20 protein-coding genes are annotated in these 21177 nt (G+C 50.7%); 8 read left to right on the plus strand and 12 right to left on the minus strand.

What is annotated here, in order from left to right:
- Window positions 1-6: 6 nt before the first annotated feature.
- Window positions 7-1224 (plus strand): efflux RND transporter periplasmic adaptor subunit, encoded by a 1218-nt coding sequence (locus EHS89_RS12025; RefSeq protein ID WP_124926400.1) that lies wholly within the window; start codon window positions 7-9, stop codon window positions 1222-1224.
- A 62-nt stretch (window positions 1225-1286) separates the two neighbouring features.
- Here the strand turns inward: EHS89_RS12025 and EHS89_RS12030 are convergent, their stop codons facing one another.
- The 3 genes from EHS89_RS12030 to EHS89_RS12040 all read right to left on the minus strand — a co-directional run bounded on the left by EHS89_RS12030 (window position 1287) and on the right by EHS89_RS12040 (window position 5230).
- Window positions 1287-2489, minus strand: coding sequence for an ABC transporter substrate-binding protein (locus EHS89_RS12030; RefSeq protein ID WP_124926401.1), 1203 nt, complete (start codon window positions 2487-2489; stop codon window positions 1287-1289).
- Window positions 2490-2528: 39 nt separating this feature from the next.
- Window positions 2529-4112 carry a fatty acyl-CoA synthetase gene (locus tag EHS89_RS12035; protein ID WP_124926402.1) on the minus strand — a complete coding sequence of 528 codons (1584 nt, stop codon included), beginning with the start codon at window positions 4110-4112 and terminating at the stop codon, window positions 2529-2531.
- 107 nt (window positions 4113-4219) lie between these two features.
- Window positions 4220-5230: an AraC family transcriptional regulator gene (locus EHS89_RS12040; RefSeq protein ID WP_124926403.1), complete on the minus strand. Its 1011-nt coding sequence runs from the start codon at window positions 5228-5230 to the stop codon at window positions 4220-4222.
- A 217-nt stretch (window positions 5231-5447) separates the two neighbouring features.
- Between EHS89_RS12040 and EHS89_RS12045 the strand changes: the two genes are divergently transcribed.
- Genes EHS89_RS12045 through bktB form a run of 3 tightly spaced genes read left to right on the plus strand, consistent with a single transcriptional unit; the run spans window position 5448 to window position 8582 of the window.
- Window positions 5448-6209 carry an SDR family NAD(P)-dependent oxidoreductase gene (locus EHS89_RS12045; protein ID WP_124926404.1) on the plus strand — a complete coding sequence of 254 codons (762 nt, stop codon included), beginning with the start codon at window positions 5448-5450 and terminating at the stop codon, window positions 6207-6209.
- Window positions 6210-6220: 11 nt separating this feature from the next.
- Entirely contained in the window at window positions 6221-7372 is a 1152-nt protein-coding gene (locus EHS89_RS12050; RefSeq protein ID WP_124926405.1) for an acyl-CoA dehydrogenase family protein, read from the plus strand.
- 25 nt (window positions 7373-7397) lie between these two features.
- A complete protein-coding gene (gene bktB / locus EHS89_RS12055; protein ID WP_124926406.1) occupies window positions 7398-8582 on the plus strand; it encodes a beta-ketothiolase BktB in 1185 nt (394 codons plus the stop codon).
- 72 nt (window positions 8583-8654) lie between these two features.
- On the opposite strand, the gene EHS89_RS12060 is transcribed toward bktB, so the two are convergent.
- The 4 genes from EHS89_RS12060 to EHS89_RS12075 all read right to left on the minus strand — a co-directional run bounded on the left by EHS89_RS12060 (window position 8655) and on the right by EHS89_RS12075 (window position 10894).
- A complete protein-coding gene (locus tag EHS89_RS12060; RefSeq protein ID WP_124926407.1) occupies window positions 8655-9308 on the minus strand; it encodes a transmembrane anchor protein in 654 nt (217 codons plus the stop codon).
- 12 nt (window positions 9309-9320) lie between these two features.
- Window positions 9321-10055, minus strand: coding sequence for a HupE/UreJ family protein (locus EHS89_RS12065; protein WP_124926408.1), 735 nt, complete (start codon window positions 10053-10055; stop codon window positions 9321-9323).
- 52 nt (window positions 10056-10107) lie between these two features.
- Entirely contained in the window at window positions 10108-10443 is a 336-nt protein-coding gene (locus tag EHS89_RS12070; RefSeq protein ID WP_124926409.1) for a hypothetical protein, read from the minus strand.
- 169 nt (window positions 10444-10612) lie between these two features.
- Entirely contained in the window at window positions 10613-10894 is a 282-nt protein-coding gene (locus tag EHS89_RS12075) for a hypothetical protein (RefSeq protein WP_124926410.1), read from the minus strand.
- A gap of 151 nt (window positions 10895-11045) precedes the next feature.
- On the opposite strand from EHS89_RS12075, the gene EHS89_RS12080 reads away from it, so the two are divergent.
- Together EHS89_RS12080 and EHS89_RS12085 are read left to right on the plus strand one after the other, a co-directional pair.
- Entirely contained in the window at window positions 11046-11645 is a 600-nt protein-coding gene (locus EHS89_RS12080; protein WP_124926411.1) for a LysE family translocator, read from the plus strand.
- A 29-nt stretch (window positions 11646-11674) separates the two neighbouring features.
- Complete coding sequence (locus EHS89_RS12085; RefSeq protein WP_124926412.1) at window positions 11675-12496, plus strand: AraC family transcriptional regulator; 822 nt, start codon at window positions 11675-11677, stop codon at window positions 12494-12496.
- Between the two features lie 37 nt (window positions 12497-12533).
- On the opposite strand, the gene EHS89_RS12090 is transcribed toward EHS89_RS12085, so the two are convergent.
- From EHS89_RS12090 to EHS89_RS12110, 5 genes are all read right to left on the minus strand, one after another.
- Window positions 12534-13571 carry a TRAP transporter substrate-binding protein gene (locus tag EHS89_RS12090; RefSeq protein WP_170167492.1) on the minus strand — a complete coding sequence of 346 codons (1038 nt, stop codon included), beginning with the start codon at window positions 13569-13571 and terminating at the stop codon, window positions 12534-12536.
- 55 nt (window positions 13572-13626) lie between these two features.
- The gene (gene glcF / locus EHS89_RS12095; protein WP_124926413.1) at window positions 13627-14862 is read right to left on the minus strand and encodes a glycolate oxidase subunit GlcF; all 1236 of its coding nucleotides are present in this window, start codon (window positions 14860-14862) and stop codon (window positions 13627-13629) included.
- A gap of 25 nt (window positions 14863-14887) precedes the next feature.
- The gene (glcE, locus tag EHS89_RS12100) at window positions 14888-16021 is read right to left on the minus strand and encodes a glycolate oxidase subunit GlcE (protein ID WP_124926414.1); all 1134 of its coding nucleotides are present in this window, start codon (window positions 16019-16021) and stop codon (window positions 14888-14890) included.
- A gap of 2 nt (window positions 16022-16023) precedes the next feature.
- Window positions 16024-17508: an FAD-linked oxidase C-terminal domain-containing protein gene (locus tag EHS89_RS12105; protein ID WP_124926415.1), complete on the minus strand. Its 1485-nt coding sequence runs from the start codon at window positions 17506-17508 to the stop codon at window positions 16024-16026.
- A gap of 145 nt (window positions 17509-17653) precedes the next feature.
- The gene (locus tag EHS89_RS12110) at window positions 17654-18625 is read right to left on the minus strand and encodes a TauD/TfdA family dioxygenase (RefSeq protein WP_124926416.1); all 972 of its coding nucleotides are present in this window, start codon (window positions 18623-18625) and stop codon (window positions 17654-17656) included.
- Between the two features lie 195 nt (window positions 18626-18820).
- Between EHS89_RS12110 and EHS89_RS12115 the strand changes: the two genes are divergently transcribed.
- Together EHS89_RS12115 and EHS89_RS12120 are read left to right on the plus strand one after the other, a co-directional pair.
- The gene (locus EHS89_RS12115; protein WP_124926417.1) at window positions 18821-19756 is read left to right on the plus strand and encodes a LysR family transcriptional regulator; all 936 of its coding nucleotides are present in this window, start codon (window positions 18821-18823) and stop codon (window positions 19754-19756) included.
- A gap of 253 nt (window positions 19757-20009) precedes the next feature.
- Complete coding sequence (locus EHS89_RS12120; protein WP_124926418.1) at window positions 20010-20963, plus strand: TAXI family TRAP transporter solute-binding subunit; 954 nt, start codon at window positions 20010-20012, stop codon at window positions 20961-20963.
- Window positions 20964-21177 lie beyond the last annotated feature (214 nt).

The raw sequence follows: 21177 nt of genomic DNA on the forward strand, positions 1-21177 counted from the left end.
AGGATTATGGCATCGAAACAGTCGCACCGGGGATTGCTGCTGATTAGTATCGCACTGGTTCTGTCTCTGCTGGTCTGGGCATTTATGCCGCGGCCGCTGCTGGTGGACGTCGGTAAGGTAACACGAGGGGCTATGCAACTGACGATTGAAGATGAAGGTAAAACCCGGGTGCGGGATGCCTACGTTGTTTCTACCCCTGTGAACGGCCGATTACTGCGTATCGATGTAGAACCCGGTGACCGGGTGGAAAAGGGCAAAACTATTATCGCGCAGATGTTGCCGGCCAACCCAGAAGTGCTGGATCAGCGTACCCGCGAACAAGCTCGTGCAGCGGTTTCATCTGCCGAAGCATCAGTGCGATTGGCGCGCGCTAAGCTGAATAAAGCGATTGCCGATACCGAGCTGAGTAGCGCCGAGTTAAGGCGTATTACCGATCTGAAAAAGCGTAGTGCAGTGAGTGTCTCTGCATTAGATAAGGCGCAGCGTAAGTGGCGTACGACCAGTGCTGAACTTGAAATGGCTCAAGCGACTATCTCTATGCGTCAGGCATCACTGGCAAAGGCTCGGGCCGAGTTAATTACCTTTTCCCCTGGTGCAGTTGCCAGTACCGCGACCGATAATGATGTGATCAATATACTGGCGCCCCATTCCGGGAGTATTCTGCGGGTGTTGCAGGAGAGTGAAACGACCCTGCCGGCGGGTCAGGCAATCCTGGAAATTGGTGATATATCAAAAGAGCTGGAAGTAGTGGTTGAGCTGTTATCCACCGATGCAGTTAAGGTTCGGACTGATGATAGGGTCATCATTGATAACTGGGGAGGTCCTGAAGTGTTACAGGGCCGCGTGGCCAAAGTAGAGCCCTGGGGCTTCACTAAGTTTTCTGCACTGGGTGTGGAAGAGCAGCGGGTTAAAGCAACTATCCACTTCACCAATCCCGCACAGCAGCGCGCCAGTCTGGGGCATGGTTTCAGAGTTGAAGCACGGATCGTTATATGGGAGCAGTCCGACGCGTTAATCGTTCCTTCCAGTGCGCTATTTCGTAATGAGTCTGACTGGGCCGTGTATACTCTTGAGTCGGGCAATGCGGAGTTAAGGCGGGTTGAAGTCGGCCACAATAATGGTCGTAAAGCTGAGGTACTCAGCGGTCTGAGTGAAAATGAACAGGTCGTCCTGTACCCTCCTGCAGAATTAAACAGTGGCAGCCGGGTGAGTGCCCGTCCCTGAATCTAGCCTTTATAAAAAAGCCCGCAGTTGCGGGCTGAAGCTCTGTTTCTCAAGCAGAATCGTTATTTAAAGTCACATTCGGCCAGCATCGGGCCGAAGGCTTCTTCTCCAGGAATTACATTCTCAACCACAAACAGGTCATCATCGCCGTTACGCTCAGCAGCTGTTTTTATACGCATCTGGTACATATCGTGGACCATTCGACCATCGTTACGCAGCTTTGCATTACGGGCAAAGAAGTCATCCGGCTTACTGGACTTCATCTGTGCCATCACCGCATCTGAAGCATCAGTTCCGGCAACCTTGACGCTATTAAGATAATGCATTGTGGCAGAATAAACACCGGCATGAGCCATCGATGGGATACCGCCGTGAAGGCTCTTGAAGCGGGCTGACCATTGCCGTGTCGCATCGTCCATATCCCAGTAGAAACCCGTAGTGAGTTTCATTCCGCCGGCAATATCAGGATCCAGTGCTAGTGCGCTTTGAGTAAATACCAGCAGACCGGCAACATCCATGGTTTCAGTCAGGCCAAATTCTGCTGAGGTCTTCAGCGCGTTAATAAAGTCAGCGCCGGCGTTTGCCAGGGCGACAACATCGGCGCCGGAAGACTGTGCCTGCAGTACATAGGATGAGAAATCAGTGGTGCCCAGTGGCGCCCGAACGGCCCCTACTACTTCACCTCCATTTGATTCGATTACCTTAGAAGCGACACCTTCAAGGGCGTGACCAAAAGCGTAATCGGCGGTAATAAAGAACCACTTTTTCTTCCCCGCATCGACCATAGGTTTAACGGTACCGTTTGCCAGGGCTACGACATTGTAGGTCCAGTGGGCGTTGTAGGGTGAGCAGGCTTTTGTGGTGAAAGCATGGGAAGCCGATGCGCCGATAAGGGCGATCTTTTTGTTGTCGGTTAACACTTTCGTTACCGCGCCAGTGACCGATGAAGCCACCAAACCGGTGACGGTATCAACCTGCTCATCCTCAATCCACTGGCGTACTTTCGCGGAGCCAACATCGGGCTTGTTCTGATCGTCAGCGCTGACCAATTCGATCGGCTTACCCAGCACTGTTCCACCAAAATCTTCAACCGCCATCTGCGCCGCAATGACGCAGCCCGGGCCACAGATATCGGCGTAAACGCCACCCATATCACCTAATACGCCGATCTTGACCACGTCGTCTGATATTGCACCGGCCTGAGCTGTGCTGGCGATAATGGCACTTATTGAGGCAGCTATTAGCTGGTTTTTTATTCTTAGCATGTGTTACTCCTGCTTATCTTTCTTATTGTTGTGAAGGGGTTAAATCGACAGAGCCGCATTCAGTTGGGCTTCGTTATACTGCTCACGCAGGGCTCGCTTCAGTAGCTTGCCGGCCGTATTCTTGGGCAGAGCATCGGTAAAAATAAAGGACTTAGGGACTTTGAAAGGCGCCAGATGTTGCTGACAGTGCCGGACCAGTTCATCGCTGTCAGCGTCCTCGCCCGCTTTAAATACGATGACGGCGGTGATCGCTTCTATCCATCTTTCATGTGGCGTGCCAATCACTGCAACTTCGGCAACCGCTGGATGCAGATAAAGCGCTTCCTCGACATCACGACTGGCGACCAATACGCCGCCGGTATTTACCACATCTTTGATTCGATCAACGATATAGAGGTAGCCCTCTTCATCGGCGTAGGCCAGGTCACCGGAGTGAAACCAGCCTCCACTAAAGGCTTCGGCGGTCTGCTCCGGTTTTTCCCAGTAACCAACCATCACATGGGGGGAACGGTGGATAATTTCGCCCCGCTCGCCCACCGGACAATCCTGCATCGTCACCGGATCGACGATGCGGGTTTCCACCGACATTACCGGCTTTCCTATAGAAGCGAGTCTGCCTTCCTGTTCTTCCGGAGCCAGTACGGTGGCAATAGGTGCCATTTCGCTCTGGCCATAGCAGTTAAACAGCTGACAACCGGGCAGGCGTTGCTGCAGTTCAGCGACTATCGGCTCAGGCATAATCGAAGCACCGTAGTAAATGTTTACCAGCGAACTGAGATCGTGCAGATCGAAGCCATCATCTCTTAGTAAACCTATCCAGACGGTTGGTGGTGCGAAAACTGAGTTAAGCTTTTCATTGCTGATAGCCTCGAATACAAGCTGAGGCAGTGGTGCCTGCATAATATAGCTGGTGGCACCGATCATCAGTGCCGGCATAGTAAATACATGCATCTGGGCCGAGTGATATAGCGGTAGAGCGCAGAGTGAACGGTCATCGGAACTCAGGTAGAGGTGCTGAATACAGCTGTTATATTCAGCCATAAAACCTCTGTGAGTATGCATCGCTCCCTTGGGATGGGAGGTGGTGCCTGAGGTGTAGAGAATCTGAGCTAGGTCGGTCTCTTTCACTGTTACTGCAGGCGGCTGGTGGTCTGCGTTTGAGAGAGCTGTCTGTAGAATATCGGGGCTAGTTACTGATCTGCCCTGAGCCTGCAATGTGCCGCTGATGGTGACTGATGTGTCAGGTAGTATCGCGGCAACATTGTCGCTTAGATCTTCATCCATAAAGACGGCTACAGCGCCGGACTGTCCTAACAGATATAACAGCTCATCTTGCACTAGTGCAAAGTTGATAGGCACATGGATTATGCCGGCACGGGCGCAGGCAAGAAATAGTATCAGGTAGGCATCTGAATTCTTGCCGTAAGCCGCCACCCTATCGCCCTGGTGCAACCCGCTCTGCAGTAGATAGTTTGCAACCCGATTGACTGATTGATCCAGCTGTTGATAAGTCCAGCGACGTTGTTGGAATATAACAGCCTCTTTATCTGCAAAGCGTTGAGCGGCGCGGCGTAAACCGTCGCCAATGGTGTTTAGCGTGGCAATTTCTACTTCGGGTAGCATGATCGTCAGCCTTCTTATTGTTGTTTTGCAATAAGAGTGTCTGCTGGATGCTTAAGAGACAATGATCAAACTGTCCAAAGCATTTGATAAAAAAGGTCAGGAGCTGATCAGGGCTCAACTTTACCGCTTTGATATGCACTGGGAGCGACGCCGGTCCAGCCTTTGAATGCCCGACAGAAGGCGGCTTGTTCGGTGAAACCAATGAGTTCGCTGGTTTCGGCTACGGTCAGGGATTCTTCGGTGAGCAAACGAATGGCAGTATCGCAGCGGATACGGTCCTTTATCTGCTGATAACTGACCCCTTCGTCTTTCAGTTTACGTCGCAGGGTGCGGGAGGTCATATGCAGGCAGCAGGCGACCTCCTCCAGAGCAGGTGCCTGTTCCAGCCCTTTATTGAGAATCAACCGTTGTACCTGAATACTCAGGCTATTGTTCTCACCTACCCGCCGAAGCACTTCTAGTGGAGACTGACGCAGAAAGCATTCTAGTTCCATCGGATCTCGTACCCGGGGCAGCGTCAGTTGTTTGCTACTGAAACTGAATCCTGAAGAGGGTTGACTGAACTGTAACTGTTCGCCAAACATCGGCGGGTACTCTTCATAGTGGGTTGGTGGCGGGTAATTAAAGCGGGTGCTGTGTATCGATAACTGAGAGTTAATCAGCCAGCTGCAGAAGCGTTGCCAAATCAGCAGAACAAACTCCTGTAACAGATGGTCCGGATCAAATTCTGGTCGCCGCAGTGTAATACTGATATCCACCTGGTCAGCCTCGATGGTCATGGCAAAATCGACCTCATTCTGCACAGCGTTATAGAAACGAATGCTTTGTTGCAACATCGCCCCCAGCGTTTTCAGTTGGAACAGAGATTCCATCATCAGCGCAAATACACCGTTGTTACAAGGGTGTTCAGTGAGCCCCATGAACTCATCGCCGGTAGTTCGCCATACAGCCCTGATCAGATTAGCCAGCTGCACTTCGGTGATGCGCGCTTTAGGCTTGTGCATCAATTCGATAGGTATGGCTGCTTTATCCAGCAGGGGTTGAGGATCAAAGCCCTGTTGGATAACGCCATGCAGGCAAGCCTGAATGTAGTGATTGGAGACCAGTTTCTTTTTCATAATGAGTAGTGGTTTTCCCTAGTTCCAAAAGCATACCTTGTTGCACTGCCGGGTACAAAACGTAATTGGAGGACATAGTTGGCGGACATCGTTGACAGGTATGGCTGGTCATTTCTATCAAATAAATTGTCTGTATCGATCATAGTCTCGCGAGCGCCTGACAGCTGATACTGATCTGACAATAACGATAAGAGAAGCTATAGGAGTCCGATTATCTATGAATATCGCGAATAAAGTAGCTGTCGTCAGTGGTGGCGCATCCGGCCTTGGGCTCGCAACCAGTCTGCGCCTGATTAATGAAGGTGCAGCAGTGATAGTGCTGGATCTGAACGATGATGCAGGACAGACACTGATGGCGCAGTACCCGCAGCAGGTACGTTTTTATCAGGTTGATGTAACCGATGCGACGGCAGTTGAACAAGCAATCAGCGAAGCCGTTGATCAACTTGGCCGGCTGGATTTCTGTGTTAACTGCGCGGGTATTGTTGCTGCCGGGCGTGTGCTGGGCCGTGAGGGGGCAATGCCCCTGCAGCAGTTTAGCACTGCGATCAATATCAACCTCAACGGTACTTTTAATGTATTACGGGTTGCTGCTGAGAAAATGGCAGCTAAAGAGAATGGCACGGAGAAGGGTGTGATTATCAATACAGCATCGGTTGCTGCGTTTGATGGTCAGTCCGGGCAGGCCGCTTACAGTGCCAGCAAGGCTGCTATTGCGGGTATGACCCTGCCACTGGCCCGTGATCTGGCGCCGCATAATATCCGTGTTATGACTATCGCTCCGGGGCTGTTTGATACGCCGATGATGAAGTCGCTGCCGGAAAAAGTTCGGGAACCTCTGATCGAGATGGTTCAGAGTCCAAAACGCTTTGGCCTGCCAGAAGAGTTTGCCGATCTGTGCTGCCACATTATCAATAACCCCTATCTCAATGCTGAGGTGATCCGGCTCGATGCTGGTATCCGGATGGAACCTAAGTGAGGCCGTTGATAATGAACTCTGTAAATACTGATACTGCTGAACTAGAACTGTTCCGGGATATGACCCGTCGGGCACTTAAGCAGGAAGTAACGCCTTATTTCGAAGCCTGGGAAGCTGCCGGCATTATGCCCCGTGAGATCTGGTATACCCTGGGGCAGGCCGGCATGCTTTGTGTCGATCTGCCTGAACAGTATTGCGCTGCCGGAGCCTCGTTTGAGGTGTCTCAGCTTGTACTGGGCGAGATGGCCCGGATGGGATACGGCGGACTCGCCAGCAGCTTTAATATCCATTCCAATATCGTAGCGCCCTATATTCTGCACCAGGGTACTGAAGCCCAGAAGCAACAATGGCTGCCGGGTATGGTCAGTGGTGATGTGGTGGGCGCAATCGCTATGACTGAACCGGGTACAGGTAGTGATCTTGCTGCACTGCGTACCAGTGCCGTGCGTGATGGTGACGAATGGGTACTAAACGGCTCGAAGATATTTATCACCAACGGCTTGCAGGCCGATCTGGTGATTGTCTGTGCCTCTACCGATCCGTCGGCAGGATCAAAAGGGATATCTCTGTTTCTGGTGGATACCTCGCTGCCCGGATTTTCCCGTGGCAAAGGGATCAGCAAGATAGGTCAGCACAGCAGCGATACCGCTGAACTGTTTTTCGATAACCTGCGACTCCCGGCCGATGCTTTGCTGGGGGAGGAAAACCGGGGCTTTTTCTACCTGATGGAAGAGTTGCCAAGAGAACGTTTAGGCTGTGCAACACAGGCCATATATGCCACCGATGGTGCTCTGGAGCTGACGCTGGATTATGTACAGCAACGCAGGGCCTTTGGTCAGGCAATAGGAAGCTTCCAGAACACTCGCTTTAAGCTGGCCGAGGTGAAAACCCAGCTGGAGTTGTGCAGGGCTTACTACCGGCAATGCATGGACAAGTATATTGCAGCCACTATGACCGTTGAGGAAGCTGCGCTGCTTAAGCTCAGCTCCACTGAGATGCAATGTCAGGCTGCAGATCAGTGCCTGCAATTGTTTGGCGGTTATGGTTATACCACCGAATATCCTATCTCCCGGTTCTATGTTGATGCCAGGGTTCAGACCATCTATGCCGGTACTTCGGAGATCATGAAAGAGATGATCGCCCGCCCGATGCTGGGTCGCTAACCGGAATTAACAGGGAATACAGATTATGAAATTAAGCGATGTAGTTATTATTGATGGGGCCCGGACCGCCATTGGCTCGTTTGGCGGTAGCCTTGCTGGTCTTTCTCCGGCGGAACTGGGGACAGCAGCAGCCACCGAAGCGATCCGTCGTTCAGCGATTCCGGCGATGGATATTGACCATGCAGTCTTTGGCCATATCATCACCACCGCGCCGCAGGATGCATACCTGTCACGGCATATTGCGCTGAATGCCGGACTGCCTGACTCTTCAGCCGCTCTGAACGTTAATCGTCTCTGTGGTTCATCGGTACAGTCGGTTATCAGCGCAGCTCAGTTGCTGGTGATGGGCGATAGTAAGATCGCTTTGGCTGGCGGTGCTGAGAGTATGAGTCGTGGCGCCTACCTGTTACCGGATGCCCGTAACGGTGCCCGGATGGGAGATAGTAAAGTGGTGGATATGACGTTGGGTATTCTCAGCGATCCGTTCGGTAGTGGTCATATGGGTATCACTGCCGAAAATGTGGCGGCACAGCAGGGCTATCAGCGTGAAGAGCTGGATGCGTTTGCAGAGCTGAGCCATCGCCGGGCGTGTCACGCGATTGAACAAGGTTATTTCCGCGATCAGATCGTCCCGGTAACTGTAAAACGAGGCAGAAAGGAGTTCGTCTTTAATACCGATGAACATCCCCGCTCAGAAACAACCAAAGCGAGTCTGGCCCGGTTACGCCCCGCTTTTAAACGGGATGGTATCGTCACAGCTGGGAATGCATCCGGGCTGAATGATGGTGCCGCGGCGATGGTGCTGACCACCCGACAGGAAGCAGAGCAAAGAGGGCTGAAACCCCGCTGTCGTCTTCTCAGTTATGCCTTTGCCGGAGTTGCACCGGAACTGATGGGGTTGGGTCCGGTACCAGCGGTGAAACAGGCGTTGCAGAGTGCTGGTTTACGAATGCAGGATATAGATGTAATTGAATCCAACGAAGCATTTGCAGCTCAGGCGATGGCAGTCACTGACCTGCTTGAAATACCTGTGGATAAAGTGAATCCGAATGGTGGTGCGGTGGCATTGGGCCATCCTGTTGGAGCGACTGGCTCCATTATTATTGTGAAGACCATGGCGGAGCTGGATCGAATCGAAGGGCGTTATGGCCTGATCACCATGTGCATTGGCGGTGGCCAGGGAATTGCTTTGATTATTGAACGGTTATAATGCGGTAATCTGAAAGAAACAGGCCGCTTACGCGGCCTGTTTGGTCGTTAAAGTGCTTTTTTAATGGACTTTTTAAAGGACTCGCTCTAGAAACTGATAATCACCCTCAGTTTTCAGAGTGATGGTAATCTCCTTATCGGTACGATTGCGCCAGAACCAGCCGTGCACACCGTCAAAGGCTGCCACCAGAACACCGTTGTCTTCAGGTTGAAAACGGCCCTTTCCGTAACCGTGATAGAAACCTTTTGGCGCATTAAACGGATCGCCATGGGTATCGTAGTTGACCTTGCCACCGTTGGCACTCCAGCTGTAGTTAACTTTGGCGCCCTTTATCATCTCCAGCTTGATCTCGGCCGGCTGGCCCGGCATCAGACGGAAACTGATTTCGTGGGTCAGTCCTTTTTTCTTCTCCTGCGTTACAGGTTTAGCGATTGTTTCAGCTACAACAGGGGCTTCAATCTGTGCCGCTGGCTCGACCTTAGCATCAGGCGCTGCTGCCAGGGCCATTGCGTCTTTTTCCGCTTCTTCAGCCAGTTGTTCCTTAATCTCACCCATCTGAGTCAAGCCTAACATCCGGCCAATACCGGTCGGATCGATGGCGTACTCTGCCGGCATTACCACGGTGATTAATAAAACGATGGCCATAACCAGGGCGATCAGGGTGGAACGGATCAGTTGTCCGGATGTTGGCAACTGCTGTGTATCTGAGATATTTGCGTTATACATTGTCATTTATCCTTAAGCAGAGAGAGCCAGACCAGTGATCTGGTAGCCCATCAGCAGAAAGCCGAGGCTCATCATCAATACATTGGCGCTATAAGCGTGACGGAAGAACCCACCGGAGCGACGCCAGTAACCCATGCCGATCAGAATCAGGCTGAGGGCCAGCAACTGGCCGATCTCTACGCCAACATTGAAGGCGATCAGATTAGCTAGCAGGCCATCCGGTGAGATCTCAAAGTCCTGTATCTTAGTGGCCAGGCCAAAGCCATGGATCAGGCCAAACAGCAGGGTCGCTATTTTGGTATTGGGTTGTACGCCGAACCAGCGTCGGAAGGCCCCCAGGTTATCAAGCGCCTTATATACCACCGAAAAACCGATGATGGCATCGACGATATAAGCGCTGACACTGATATTGTTCAGCACCCCAAACAGCAGGGTGACTGAATGGCCGACTGCAAACAGCGTGACGTAGAGCCCGACATCTTTCAGCCGGTAGAGGAAGAATATCACCCCGAACAGGAACAGCAGGTGATCGTAACCGGTCACCATATGCTTAGCGCCGAGATAGATAAACGGCAGTAATAGTGTGCCGCTGCTCTCCTGGATAAAGCCCTTATCGCCCTGGGCAACCCCGTGGGCAAAAGCAGAATCCAGCCCAGCGACAAATAACATCAATGTGATGGATAAAAGTAAAAACAGACGTCGATGGCGCAGGTCGTCGCGCCAGACGTTACAAACGTTTGGAAACATAAAAATAGCCCTTGTTTAAAAAATGGCGTTGTAAAAGGAGTGGATTAAACCGTTAAGCCATTAAACGGGGAGGGCGTTCGATACGATAAAGCGGTTCAATGGGAGGGTGAAACAGATAATTGTCGGTTTGTTCGGTTTTCGGAGTCTGTATGGTTGGACCGTTGCCGGAAGATAACTGAGGCGTATCATGCACATGATCCGGCGCCTGTTGCAGGTGTTGGTGGTAGATTCCTGCGGTTTGATGGAATGATTGCTCTGCGTGGGAGTGTGAAGTATCAACCTCCAGACCATGAACGACAGCCGTCAGGCTGGACAAGTGTCCACCTTGGGTAAACAGCATTGCCAGTAGTAATAGCAGGCTGGTTTTATGTCGAAAAAGTCTGTTCATCGGACTCAGTATTTCAGTTTATAAGGGTACCGCTTGCAGCCTATAACAGGTCACAATTGCTTACAATTTAACCAGTGCTAAAGCACTAGCGCTGATGCGACAAAACGGAACTAAGGTACGACTCGGAAATGGCGCGGGAGTTCACCGCTTGGGTAATTTAATTTGATTATTATTCTGCTGTGGTCGGTTCCAGACGATGACTACTGAAACCGCTCAGAATAGCTTCTTGCAGCAGTCCATCCTCAATATTAAAGCCATCTTCATTAGTCATTAATAAGCTTATTCGGGATGAGTCGCTATACGCTTGAGTCACCCCGTCCTCAGTATCGATAATGGCACTGTCTGATGTAAGCAGGTGATTAAGGCAACTATTCCAGATCTCCTTACTAACACGGCTGAAGCCAGCTGAGCGTTTGTTGAGGCAGGAGGGGCAAACCCGGACTTTAAGCATGAGGCTCTCTTTAATAGACGGTCTTTATCAGTGAAAGGCCTATATCATCATAGTTATAAACGGTGCGCAATTTTGTTCAATACCTTCGTTATACCAGCGTCTATTATTGAATTCTTCGAGTGTTAAGTGGTTATTGAATGGTGGTTTGAAGGTGATAACTGTATTTTTTTCTATGTTTATATTTGCCTTAATCGGTGCGATCTCTCCGGGGCCTGTGAATATTATCGCTACCGGTTCAGGGGCTAATTTTGGTTTCTGGCGAACCTTACCCCATGTTCTGGGGGCGACTATTGCCTATACCCTGATTGTGTTTCTGGTGGGTATTGGTCTGAATGAAGTACTTTTAACTTATCCTCAAATTACAGAAGCCCTGCAGTATCTGGGTGGGGGCTTTCTGCTTTATATGTCCTGGAAGATAGCCACTGCTCGGCCTTCAGAAACTGAAACTCAGGTAGAACAGAAACCGCCGAATCTGGTGCAGGGTGCACTAGCCCAGGGGCTGAATCCCAAGGCGTGGCTGGTATCAATGTCGGGTGTCAGCCTGTTTGTCGTGGCTAATTCCCCAGCTAGTTTTTACTTGCTGGTCTTTTGTCTGATCTCTTTTGTAGTTTGTTTTATCGGTGTCGGTACCTGGGCAGCAATCGGCCACCTTATCCGTAAATTGCTGGCTAATGATCGTTATCAGGTTGCCTTTAATCGGGTGATGGGGTTGCTACTTAGCTGCAGCGTGATTACTATTTTTCTCAACTAAGCCTGCTAATGAGGCAGAGGAGATAGCTGATGACCCGGGATCAGACACTGTTTTTTAATAGAAGCGATGCGCTGCCATTTGTTGAGATGCGCAGTGCAGATCGTTCCAGTGCCTGTTATCACACCCACTCTCATGATGAGTTTTCGTTTGGCGTTATCGACGCGGGAGTTGCAGATTACCAAAATCTGAGTCGTAGTAACCGGATCGGTGCGGGTACGACAGTTACCATTAATCCCGGTGATGCTCACTCTTGTAATCCTCAGGCCGGAAACTGGTCGTACCGTATGTTGTTTGTCGATAGCCACTGGATCGGCCAGTTGCAGCAAGAGATGTTTAATTTACAGGGCATGGATTATCGACCTTTTCCGGAACTCTATGAAACTGATCCGAAAAGCTATCAGGGCTTCGATCTTCTGTTTAATAGTCTGAAGGATAATGGCTCATCACTGGTGGCCGAAAGTTTGCTGATTCAGTTTCTTGAGCAGCGGTACTGGCCAGTGGCTTCAATCGCTAAAGAGGTGAAATCTCCGGATTTGCACCGGGTCACAAGGGTCAAAGAACTGATTCTGGATCAATTAGACACTAACCTTTCACTGGATCAGTTTGCCGAGTGCTCGGGCCTGAGCCGTTACCACCTGATCCGTAGCTTTAAAGCGCGTTACGGTCAGTCTCCTCACGCTTTTCAGTTGGATCAGCGTATTAAAAAAGCAAAAGCATTGCTGCAACAGGGGAGCAGTCTGGTTGATACCGCGACTCAGCTGGGGTTTGCCGATCAGAGCCACTTTCAACGAAACTTTAAGAAACGCCTGGCGGTTACACCAAAACAGTACCAGGCGTTTTTCTCAGGTTAACTCTCTGAGCGTTAATCAGGGCTAAGTATTAAGCAGTTTAGGGTTTATAACTACGGGCAATGTCGCGTAGTTCCTTCAATGCCGCTGCGGCATCTACATTCCGATCAGCAACCCGGGCCAGATAGTCTTCATCCATCCCTTTGATCATTGCCTGGAACTCACGGTCAATCTGATCACCCGGCTTAACTTCGAGAATTGAAACGCCTGCTTCTTTAGCTATCTTCAGACCCTCGGTATCACCAGCATCCCAGGCCCGGCCGGCCAGTGCGGATAGTTTTTCACCTGATACTTTCATAATAGCCTGCTGATCCGCCTGGCTCAGACCTGCCATAAAGTCTGGATTCAGGAACATCGAGAAACTCATGGTGTACATGCCTCCGGGCAGGAGTACCAGTTGTTTGGTCACTTCATTAAGGCGTAGTGTTTTTTGTTCACCCGCCGGAATAAAGACACCATCAACCACTCTTTGCTGCATCATCTCATACACTTTTGGTGCAGGAGCCCCGACAGGGGTGACGCCCATACGCTCACCTAACGCGCCCTGGATACCGCCGCCCAGGCGTATCTTCCGGCCTTCCATTTCGGTCAGCGAACTGATCGGTTCTGCCAAATGAATCTGGCCAGGTCCATGGGTAAACAGAGCTGCCAGTGTCAGGCCTTCATGTTCATTGGCCTGCTTATAATATTTGTTGCTAACCCGCCACAGGGCAACCGATGCAGCTTCTGCACTGGCGTTCAGATTAGGAAGCTCTACCGACTCGGTCAGTTTGAAGCGGCCGGGTATATAGCCGTGGACACTCCAACTGGCATCGACTACACCATCTTCAACCAGATCGAACATGGTCTTTGGATGGCCCATACCATATTCGATGACCATTTTGACTCTGCCCTCGGTGGCTTCATCGATCCACTTGCCCCAGGTGTCCAGCACCACCGCATTTTGTGGGTGGGTTGGTGGTAGCCAACTAGCAACCCGCATTTTAGTTTCAGCTAAAACACTACTGGAAAGCGCCATGCCTATTACGAGGCTGGCGACCGGCTTAATTAAATCCTTCATCTGTATTTTTTTAATCATAGTTTTTACCTTCTTTTTATTGTTTTGCCTTTATTCTGGCTTAGGTTTGAATAAATCAGGTGGCCACGCTCAGGGCTTCATCGACAATCTGTATCCAGTGCCGGACCGGATTATCAGAGTTTTCTGACAGGTGAGTTATGCATCCGATATTGGCCGAAACAAACTGATCGGCCTTTGAGTTCTTAAGCGTTTGTAGTTTTCTATGGCGTAGCTCGGTGGCCAGTTCTGGTTGAAAAATGGAGTAGGTACCTGCGGAACCGCAACAAAGGTGATTGTCATTGACCGGTTTCAGTTCAAACCTCATTCGGCTAAGCAGTGCTTCTACCGCGCCGGGCAGGCTCTGGCCATGCTGTAATGAACAGGGGCACTGAAATGCCAGGCTGGAAGCGGGGGTGATTGGCAGGTTTTCAACCGTTTCGTTACCTAGCACTTCTACCAGGTCCATAGTTAGTGATGAAACTTGTCGGGCTTTCTCGGCATAATCCGGATCATTTATTAATAGCTCGCCGTATTCCTTTACCGTAGTGCCACAACCGCTGGCAGTCATGACGATAGCTTCGCAACCTTGCTCGATCAGAGGCCACCAGGCATCAATATTGCGGCGCATAAAGTTAAGGCCATCCTGTTGCTGATTCAGGTGGTAGCTCAGCGCACCACAACATCCAGCCTTGGGTGCGGTGATTAGTGAGATACCAAGATGGTTCAGCACTCTGGTTGCTGCCGCATTAATAGTCGGGTCGATACCTGGCTGTACGCAGCCTTCTAATACCAGCATGGTGCGTTGAGCGTAGGGTGGCGGTTTATTTTCAATGGGTTGCGTGGAGCTTTGCTTGGTCGGAATTTTATGACTCAGTGCCGGGGGCAGCAGTGGGCGCAGTAACTGAGCGCTACGTAACAACGGAGTGAAGCGGTTGCGATACGGTAGTATTTTAAGAATTGCTGAGCGCAACAGCCGTTGCTTCAGATTACGGGGCACTTCCTGCTCTACCAGAGGGACACTGATTTCCAGCAGACGGTGGTACGAAACATTAGAAGGGCAAGTCGTTTCGCAGGCTCGACAAGTCAGACAACTGTCCAGATGCTGCTGGGTGCTTCGGGAAACCGGTTTTCCTTCCAGCAGTTGTTTCAGCAGATAGATCCGGCCCCGGGGGCTGTCCAGCTCATTGCCCGTCAGGTTATAGGTGGGACAAGTGGCTAGGCAGAAACCGCAATGGACGCACTTACGCAGTATCGATTCCGCTTCCTTGCCCTGCGGACTGTGTTTGAGTGATTCAACGATATTGGTTTGCACAGTACTCTTCCATCTAAATATGTTGTTACAAATCCGGATACAGCCGACCGGGATTCAGGATTCCGGCTGGATCAAAGCTTTTTTTGATTCGCTGGCTGAGTGCCATCAGGCCGGTGCTCATTGGATGAAACAAGGTGTAACCATCGCTGGTGTTACGATCAATGAGGCTGGCGTGGCCGCCATTATTTTCTGCCCATCGGATAATGTTGCAGTGATCGGCTTCGCTATAGAGCCAGCGCTGTGCGCCAGCCCATTCAATCAGCTGGTTCTTGAACAAGTATTCGGGAATTTCAGGTGCGGCAGGTGGCAGTGATAATCGCCAGCAGGTCTGCTCAGACGTAAAGAAAGGGTGTTGTAGCTCTTTGGCCTGTTGCCACAATTGATCTTCGATTATCTGATCTCCGCCAATACTCAGAGCGGCGGAGTGGGTACCGGATTCTGTGCCGGACAGTCGGACATAAAGTTGATCATTATGAAACAGGGTGGCCGAGATCGGTAGCGGCAGGCGGCCCCACTTACTTAACAGGTTTTGTATCTGTTTCTGGTTGCCACTGAGTATACGGGTCTGTTCAGAGGCTGGTTGTGGAATTACTTTAAGGCTGATATCCAGCAGTACGCCCAGGGTCCCCTGGGCACCGCACATCAGCCGGGATACATCGTAGCCAGCCACGTTTTTCATCACCTGGCCGCCGAAATGTAGAAGCTCTCCTTTGCCGTTGATCATAGTGACGCCCAGGACAAAGTCCCGTGCTGCGCCACTATAAGGTCGGCGAGGACCGGACAGACCGCAGGCGATGGCGCCACCCAGAGTTGCATGAGGGGTATAATGAGGTGGCTCGAAACCCAGCATCTGGCCTTCTTCTGCCAGTACCGCTTCAATTATATGCAGTGGCGTACCTGCCCGGGCGGTAATGACCAGTTCAGAAGGCTCATAATTAATAATCCCCCGATAGTCACTGACGGACAGTTGGTCCCCTTCGACCGAGCGGCCATAAAAGCTTTTACTGCCGCCACCGGTAATCATTAATGGCTGTTGATGGACATATGCATGGCGCACCTGATCGACCAATGCCTGAGTTTGATTGGTAGCCTGATCTATAGTCAGGTCCGTACTCTGGGCCTGAGTGATAGGTCGTTGTCGTGCTGCGACTGTTTCCATAATCAGAAACGCTCCAGATGGGGGAATGGCATTTCGCCATGATGCACATGCATAGCATTGAATTCTGCGCAACGGGCCAGGGTAGGAATCTGTTTACCGGGATTCAGTAGTTGCTTTGGATCAAAGGCCTGCTTGAGGGCGTGAAATTGTTGTAACTCGGTAGCCGAAAACTGTAGGCACATTTGATTGATCTTCTCCAGACCGATGCCATGTTCGCCGGAGATGGTTCCGCCGACCTCGATACAGAGTTCAAGAATACGGGTACCCAGTTCGAAAGCGCGTCGATGCTGATCGTCATCTGAGGAATCAAACAAAATAGATGGATGCATGTTGCCATCACCGGCGTGAAATACGTTAACCACCTGTAACTGATATTGATCTGCCAACTGGTTAATCTGTTTCCATACCTGAGCCAGTGCCCGGCGAGGAATGGTGCCGTCCATAATATAATTGTCCGGTGCCAGTCGTGCGAGGGCTGGAAAGGCTGCTTTACGCGCCGCCCAGATTCGGGTGCTTTCTTCTGCCGTCTCTGCTATCTGAATGTCTGTTGCGTTCAGGTCGGTGAAGATACGGATCACGCTGCTTAGCTCATCTTCGACCTCTGCGATACTGCCATCCAGCTCACAAATGATTACGGCGGCGGCATCCACCGGGTAACCCGCATGCATTAGCTCCTCGATGGCACAGATACCTGTCTGATCTATCATCTCTAGTCCGGCAGGAATAATACCGGCACCGATGACTGCAGCAATGGCGTTACCTGCGTCTTCTATAGTGGCAAATGCGGCCAGCATGACCCGGGTACTGGCTGGAACAGGCAGCAGCTTTACTCTGATCTTAACCAGGATTCCAAGTAAGCCTTCTGAGCCGGTCATGATGGCGGTCAGGTCGTATCCTGCAGCATCCAGTGCCGCACAACCCAGAGTGATCAGTTCACCTTCGATGGTGACAAACTCAAGTTCAAGGATGTTATGCACGGTCAGGCCGTATTTCAGGCAATGTATGCCGCCGGCATTTTCGGCGACATTGCCACCGACGGAGCAGGCCAGTTGTGATGATGGATCCGGCGCAAAATACAGATTGTGGGGAGCGGCGGCATCAGACACCGCTTTGTTTCGTACTCCGGGCCCGATCAGGGCGGTGCGGTTATCAAGATCAATGTCGTGGATCTGATCAAATTTGCTCATGCCTAGCAGTACACCGTGCTCGACCGGCATGGAACCTGCCGTCAGGCCCGTACCCGCACCGCGGGCAACGACCGGGATCTCCAGTCGGTGGCAGCAACGCATTACATGTTGCACTTGCTCGATAGTTTCCGGCAGCACTGTCAGTAGTGGCAGCTGACGCATGGTGGTGAAGGCATCACATTCATAAGCGTGCAGTTGCTCAACTTTGGTGATGATGGATTGCGCAGGGATCAGCTGACCCAGCTCTGGCAGGAGGCTGTTCAGCAGGTTATCGCGCTGGGTTGCGGTGCTGAGTGTCATGGCGTGATCCGGGTTATTTTTAGGTGGAAAGCGACTCAAATCAGGGTGATCATGATTTTGTATAAGTAAAAAGCAGATGGGTTACGCCATCCCATATCTAAACGATATGGGGTAACGTAATCTAACCATCTGGAAGAGCCGCTAGTTAGCGTTTGGAAATACCGTTACGGCCAGGAAAATCATCAGCCAGCTCCCGGGCATTGGGCATTTTTAACCACAGTCTATACAGGTGGCGTCGACGTTCAATTTCTTCGTGATCTTCGAAACTGGTGCGGGAATGGAAGATGGTATAGTTATTGGCGAATTGGATATCACCGGGTTCCATCATCATATCTAAACGGATATCCGGGTCACTTAAAATCGAATCAATAAGGTCTAAGGCTTCAACTTCGACATTCGATAGTGGTAATCCGGCATTGTCCTGCGCGATCTCAATATACTGGCGCAGATATCGGGCACTCAACTTGCCTTTGTGATAACTGAATATTGGGGTTAATCCAACGTCACCGTCATTCAGGTGCTCTAACAGGAATTGGCGATGAAGAAGGCCCAGATACTCAGGGTGCTTTTCCAGAATCTCATTGTATAGGGTCATCGCACTGGAAAGGCTGCTCATACCGCCGGCTTTAGCTTTACGCAGGCAAAGTAAGCCGACAACATCCGACAGATCGGCGTGATAAGGCAGGTATTCATTGGTTTCATAGACACGAACCTGCTTGGTATCTAGTGCGCCGATGTTTCTCACATCCCCTAACATATCACCGTTCAGGTTTTGCGAAACAGGCGTACCCATATGCAGGCCCAGACCGTAGTGAATAATGGCGGCCTCATCATCGGTATATCGTTCAATGGGTAAGCCGCGAATGACGATGAAGCCCTTGCCATTTTCCAGCTCGTCATTGAAGAAGCTGATCTCTTCTGAGAGTTCAGTAATCGGGAAATCTTCTTTAGTAAAGTCGGGGACTTGTAGTCCTTTTTGTGTGACGTTTTCTAAGGCCTTTTCGAGCACGCTGATTGATTGATCAGACCAATGATAAATCCATGAGTCGTCATCCTTTATATCCTTTCCTTTCCATGCTGATGGAGTTTCAATTTTTTCTTTAAGAATGACGCTCATTATCTATTCCTCTTATTATTTGATGCTGTCTACAACGGCTGGTGACTCAACCAACAGGGCTATATCAAGCCAGATGGGAAGCGATTTAAATCACTGTAATCATGATCATCCATTAAAAAAAATACATAATTAATATATCTAACTATATATAAAAATATATATCATAGATTTTAGTGTCGTTGTGGGAGCGCGAAAATGAAACTTAATCAGCTGAAATATTTCCTCAGGATCGCCGAGCTGGGTAGCGTTTCAGCCGCTGCCCGGGAGTTGTTTATCGCCCAGCCAGCCCTGAGTAATCAGGTCTCGGCGTTGGAAAAAGAACTTGAGATTGAGCTATTTACCCGTACCGTCAAAGGGGTTCAGCTGACCCCCGCCGGGGAAAAGCTGGTGCACCACGCCGGTCTGATTCTACGTCAGGTTGAAAATGCCCGGGCCGATGTGATTTCCGATGCAGTCTCGCCCCGGGGGGAAGTGCGATTGGTGATCGATGCTTCCAAAGCTTACTCCCTGCTGCCGCTGCTGGTTACCGAGGCGGCCCGGCGCTTTCCCGAAGTACAGCTTAATGTATCAGATGCGATGAGTCTGGTTGCAGCGCAGCACATTGCTGATGGCAAGGTTGATTTTGGCTTGATCCCCAATGCGGCGGACCTGAGTGCAGTTGAGGTGTTACCGGTATACCGTGAATCGCTGTATCTGGTGGGCAAGAATCTTGGCGCTGAATCTGGTCAGCAGACAATTACGTTTGAAGAGTTGGCTGACTATCCTCTGGTTGCGCCAGCCCGACCGCATAACATCCGTATGCATATTGAGCAGACTGCGCTGGAAACCCGGCGACCGCTGGATATCCAGTACGAACAGAATACCGGGCTGGGTTTACGGTGCCTGATTAATAACGGTATCGCCAATGCGATTATTCCCCGGGATGTGATGCACGCCGAGTTGCAACGGGGTGAGCTTGATGCGCTTAAAGTTATCCAGCCTTCGATCGATCGAATTCACTCACTGGTGCGTTTGAAAGACCGCCCCGTGACCACTGCATATCGTGCACTGGAAGGGTTGATTATCGAGTTGATTGGCACCTTGTGTGAACAGAATTTACTTGATGGAGAGGCGCTGATTCAATCGGAGTAAGAACCCGCTCAACAGCCCTGGTCAGCGTTGTTCTCCTGATGCTCCTGTTGCCCGCTAAATGCGGTTTTTTGTGGCTGAGCTTTGTTACATCAGTCTGTAGAAGAGTTTTAAAACTTGAGTGATAAATTGAAAAATGCCTTTACTGACGGGTCATTGATGTAAGATAGACTCATTGTGGGCTATCAGGCTGTTATCAGAATAGCTTTGTTAGCTGTCTTATTTATAAAAGAAGCAGTAACTCACGAATATAATAATGAAAAACTGGTTAACGCTTTTTCTCAGTAGTGTGCTCCTCTGTTATTCAGGGGGTGCTGTTTCAGCGACTGATAATCGTATCGTTTCACTAGGTACCGGAGGACTCACAGGGCTTTATTATCCTGCCGGAGGAGCTTTCTGTCGGCTGGTCAATCAGACCCGGCGGGACCATGGTATCCGCTGTGCGGTGAAAACATCGCCCGGTTCGGTCGCCAATATAAACCGGGTAATGGAGGGTAGCCTTGATCTGGGGATCGCTGAATCGGGCCAGCTTTATGAAGCTGCGATATCTGAATCTGCCGGTACTGAGCTAAGGTCTCTGTTTAATCTGTTTCCCGAGTTTATTACGGTATTCAGTCGTCGGGACAGCGGTATAGTTTCGCTGGCTGACTTGCCGAATAAGCGTATCAATATTGGCCTGGAGAATAGTAGCCAGGAAGTCACTTTTAAGTTGTTGATGAAAGCCCGCGGCTGGCAACTGACTGATTTTTCCGAAGTACATCGGCTGTCGCCTGCTGAGCAGGCTAAGGCGTTGTGTAGTAACGTTATCGATGCGACGTTTTATGTTGTCGGCCACCCCAGTGGGGCGGTTAAAGAAGCGCTAAGGGACTGTGATAGTCAGTTGATTGGTCTGGCTCAGAGCGATATTAATAGTCTGATGCTGGGTAATTACTTTTACCAGCCGATGAATATTGATGGCGGACTGTATGATCAGTCGGGTACTGATGTGCTGACCGCCGGGGTGAATGCCACGCTGATTAGCCGTGCTGATATGCCCGACGAGGTCGCTTATGCGCTGGTGAAATCATTGTTTGGCCAGTTTGAGCAGTTTCGACGTATGCATCCCGCTTTTTCTCGCCTGACACCAGATCTCTTAATCAAGGCACCGCTGGCGGCGCCTCTTCATCCGGGTGCTGAGCGCTATTTCAAAGAGATCGGGTTGCTGGACTGATCCGTATCGCTTTTAATGAGTGATAGTTCCGGAAAGAGGAGCGTTATTGTCTCTCTCTCTGGCGAGTTACTTTTACAATCAGTATGTGCCTTTCAGGCGAACGCAGGCGGTGTTTTCTCGCCTGACTCCGGCCATTATTAATTAAAGGCACCGCTGGCGGCGCCTCTTCATCCGGGTGCTGAACGCTATTTCAAAGAGATCGGATTGCTGGACT

The organism is Amphritea balenae (genome assembly GCF_003858655.1).
GTDB lineage: Bacteria > Pseudomonadota > Gammaproteobacteria > Pseudomonadales > Balneatricaceae > Amphritea > Amphritea balenae.

What these genes read in the sequence shown, in the direction of transcription:
- EHS89_RS12030 (WP_124926401.1), bottom strand. Translation starts at nt 2,489, where the DNA reads ATGCTAAGAATAAAAAACCAGCTAATAGCTGCCTCAATAAGTGCCATT.
- EHS89_RS12085 (WP_124926412.1), top strand. Translation starts at nt 11,675, where the DNA reads ATGACCCGGGATCAGACACTGTTTTTTAATAGAAGCGATGCGCTGCCA.
- EHS89_RS12050 (WP_124926405.1), top strand. Translation starts at nt 6,221, where the DNA reads ATGAACTCTGTAAATACTGATACTGCTGAACTAGAACTGTTCCGGGAT.
- EHS89_RS12090 (WP_170167492.1), bottom strand. Translation starts at nt 13,571, where the DNA reads ATGATTAAAAAAATACAGATGAAGGATTTAATTAAGCCGGTCGCCAGC.
- bktB (WP_124926406.1), top strand. Translation starts at nt 7,398, where the DNA reads ATGAAATTAAGCGATGTAGTTATTATTGATGGGGCCCGGACCGCCATT.
- EHS89_RS12105 (WP_124926415.1), bottom strand. Translation starts at nt 17,508, where the DNA reads ATGACACTCAGCACCGCAACCCAGCGCGATAACCTGCTGAACAGCCTC.
- EHS89_RS12035 (WP_124926402.1), bottom strand. Translation starts at nt 4,112, where the DNA reads ATGCTACCCGAAGTAGAAATTGCCACGCTAAACACCATTGGCGACGGT.
- EHS89_RS12040 (WP_124926403.1), bottom strand. Translation starts at nt 5,230, where the DNA reads ATGAAAAAGAAACTGGTCTCCAATCACTACATTCAGGCTTGCCTGCAT.
- EHS89_RS12075 (WP_124926410.1), bottom strand. Translation starts at nt 10,894, where the DNA reads ATGCTTAAAGTCCGGGTTTGCCCCTCCTGCCTCAACAAACGCTCAGCT.
- EHS89_RS12115 (WP_124926417.1), top strand. Translation starts at nt 18,821, where the DNA reads ATGAAACTTAATCAGCTGAAATATTTCCTCAGGATCGCCGAGCTGGGT.
- EHS89_RS12065 (WP_124926408.1), bottom strand. Translation starts at nt 10,055, where the DNA reads ATGTTTCCAAACGTTTGTAACGTCTGGCGCGACGACCTGCGCCATCGA.
- EHS89_RS12110 (WP_124926416.1), bottom strand. Translation starts at nt 18,625, where the DNA reads ATGAGCGTCATTCTTAAAGAAAAAATTGAAACTCCATCAGCATGGAAA.
- EHS89_RS12060 (WP_124926407.1), bottom strand. Translation starts at nt 9,308, where the DNA reads ATGTATAACGCAAATATCTCAGATACACAGCAGTTGCCAACATCCGGA.
- EHS89_RS12120 (WP_124926418.1), top strand. Translation starts at nt 20,010, where the DNA reads ATGAAAAACTGGTTAACGCTTTTTCTCAGTAGTGTGCTCCTCTGTTAT.
- EHS89_RS12045 (WP_124926404.1), top strand. Translation starts at nt 5,448, where the DNA reads ATGAATATCGCGAATAAAGTAGCTGTCGTCAGTGGTGGCGCATCCGGC.
- EHS89_RS12025 (WP_124926400.1), top strand. Translation starts at nt 7, where the DNA reads ATGGCATCGAAACAGTCGCACCGGGGATTGCTGCTGATTAGTATCGCA.
- glcE (WP_124926414.1), bottom strand. Translation starts at nt 16,021, where the DNA reads ATGGAAACAGTCGCAGCACGACAACGACCTATCACTCAGGCCCAGAGT.
- EHS89_RS12070 (WP_124926409.1), bottom strand. Translation starts at nt 10,443, where the DNA reads ATGAACAGACTTTTTCGACATAAAACCAGCCTGCTATTACTACTGGCA.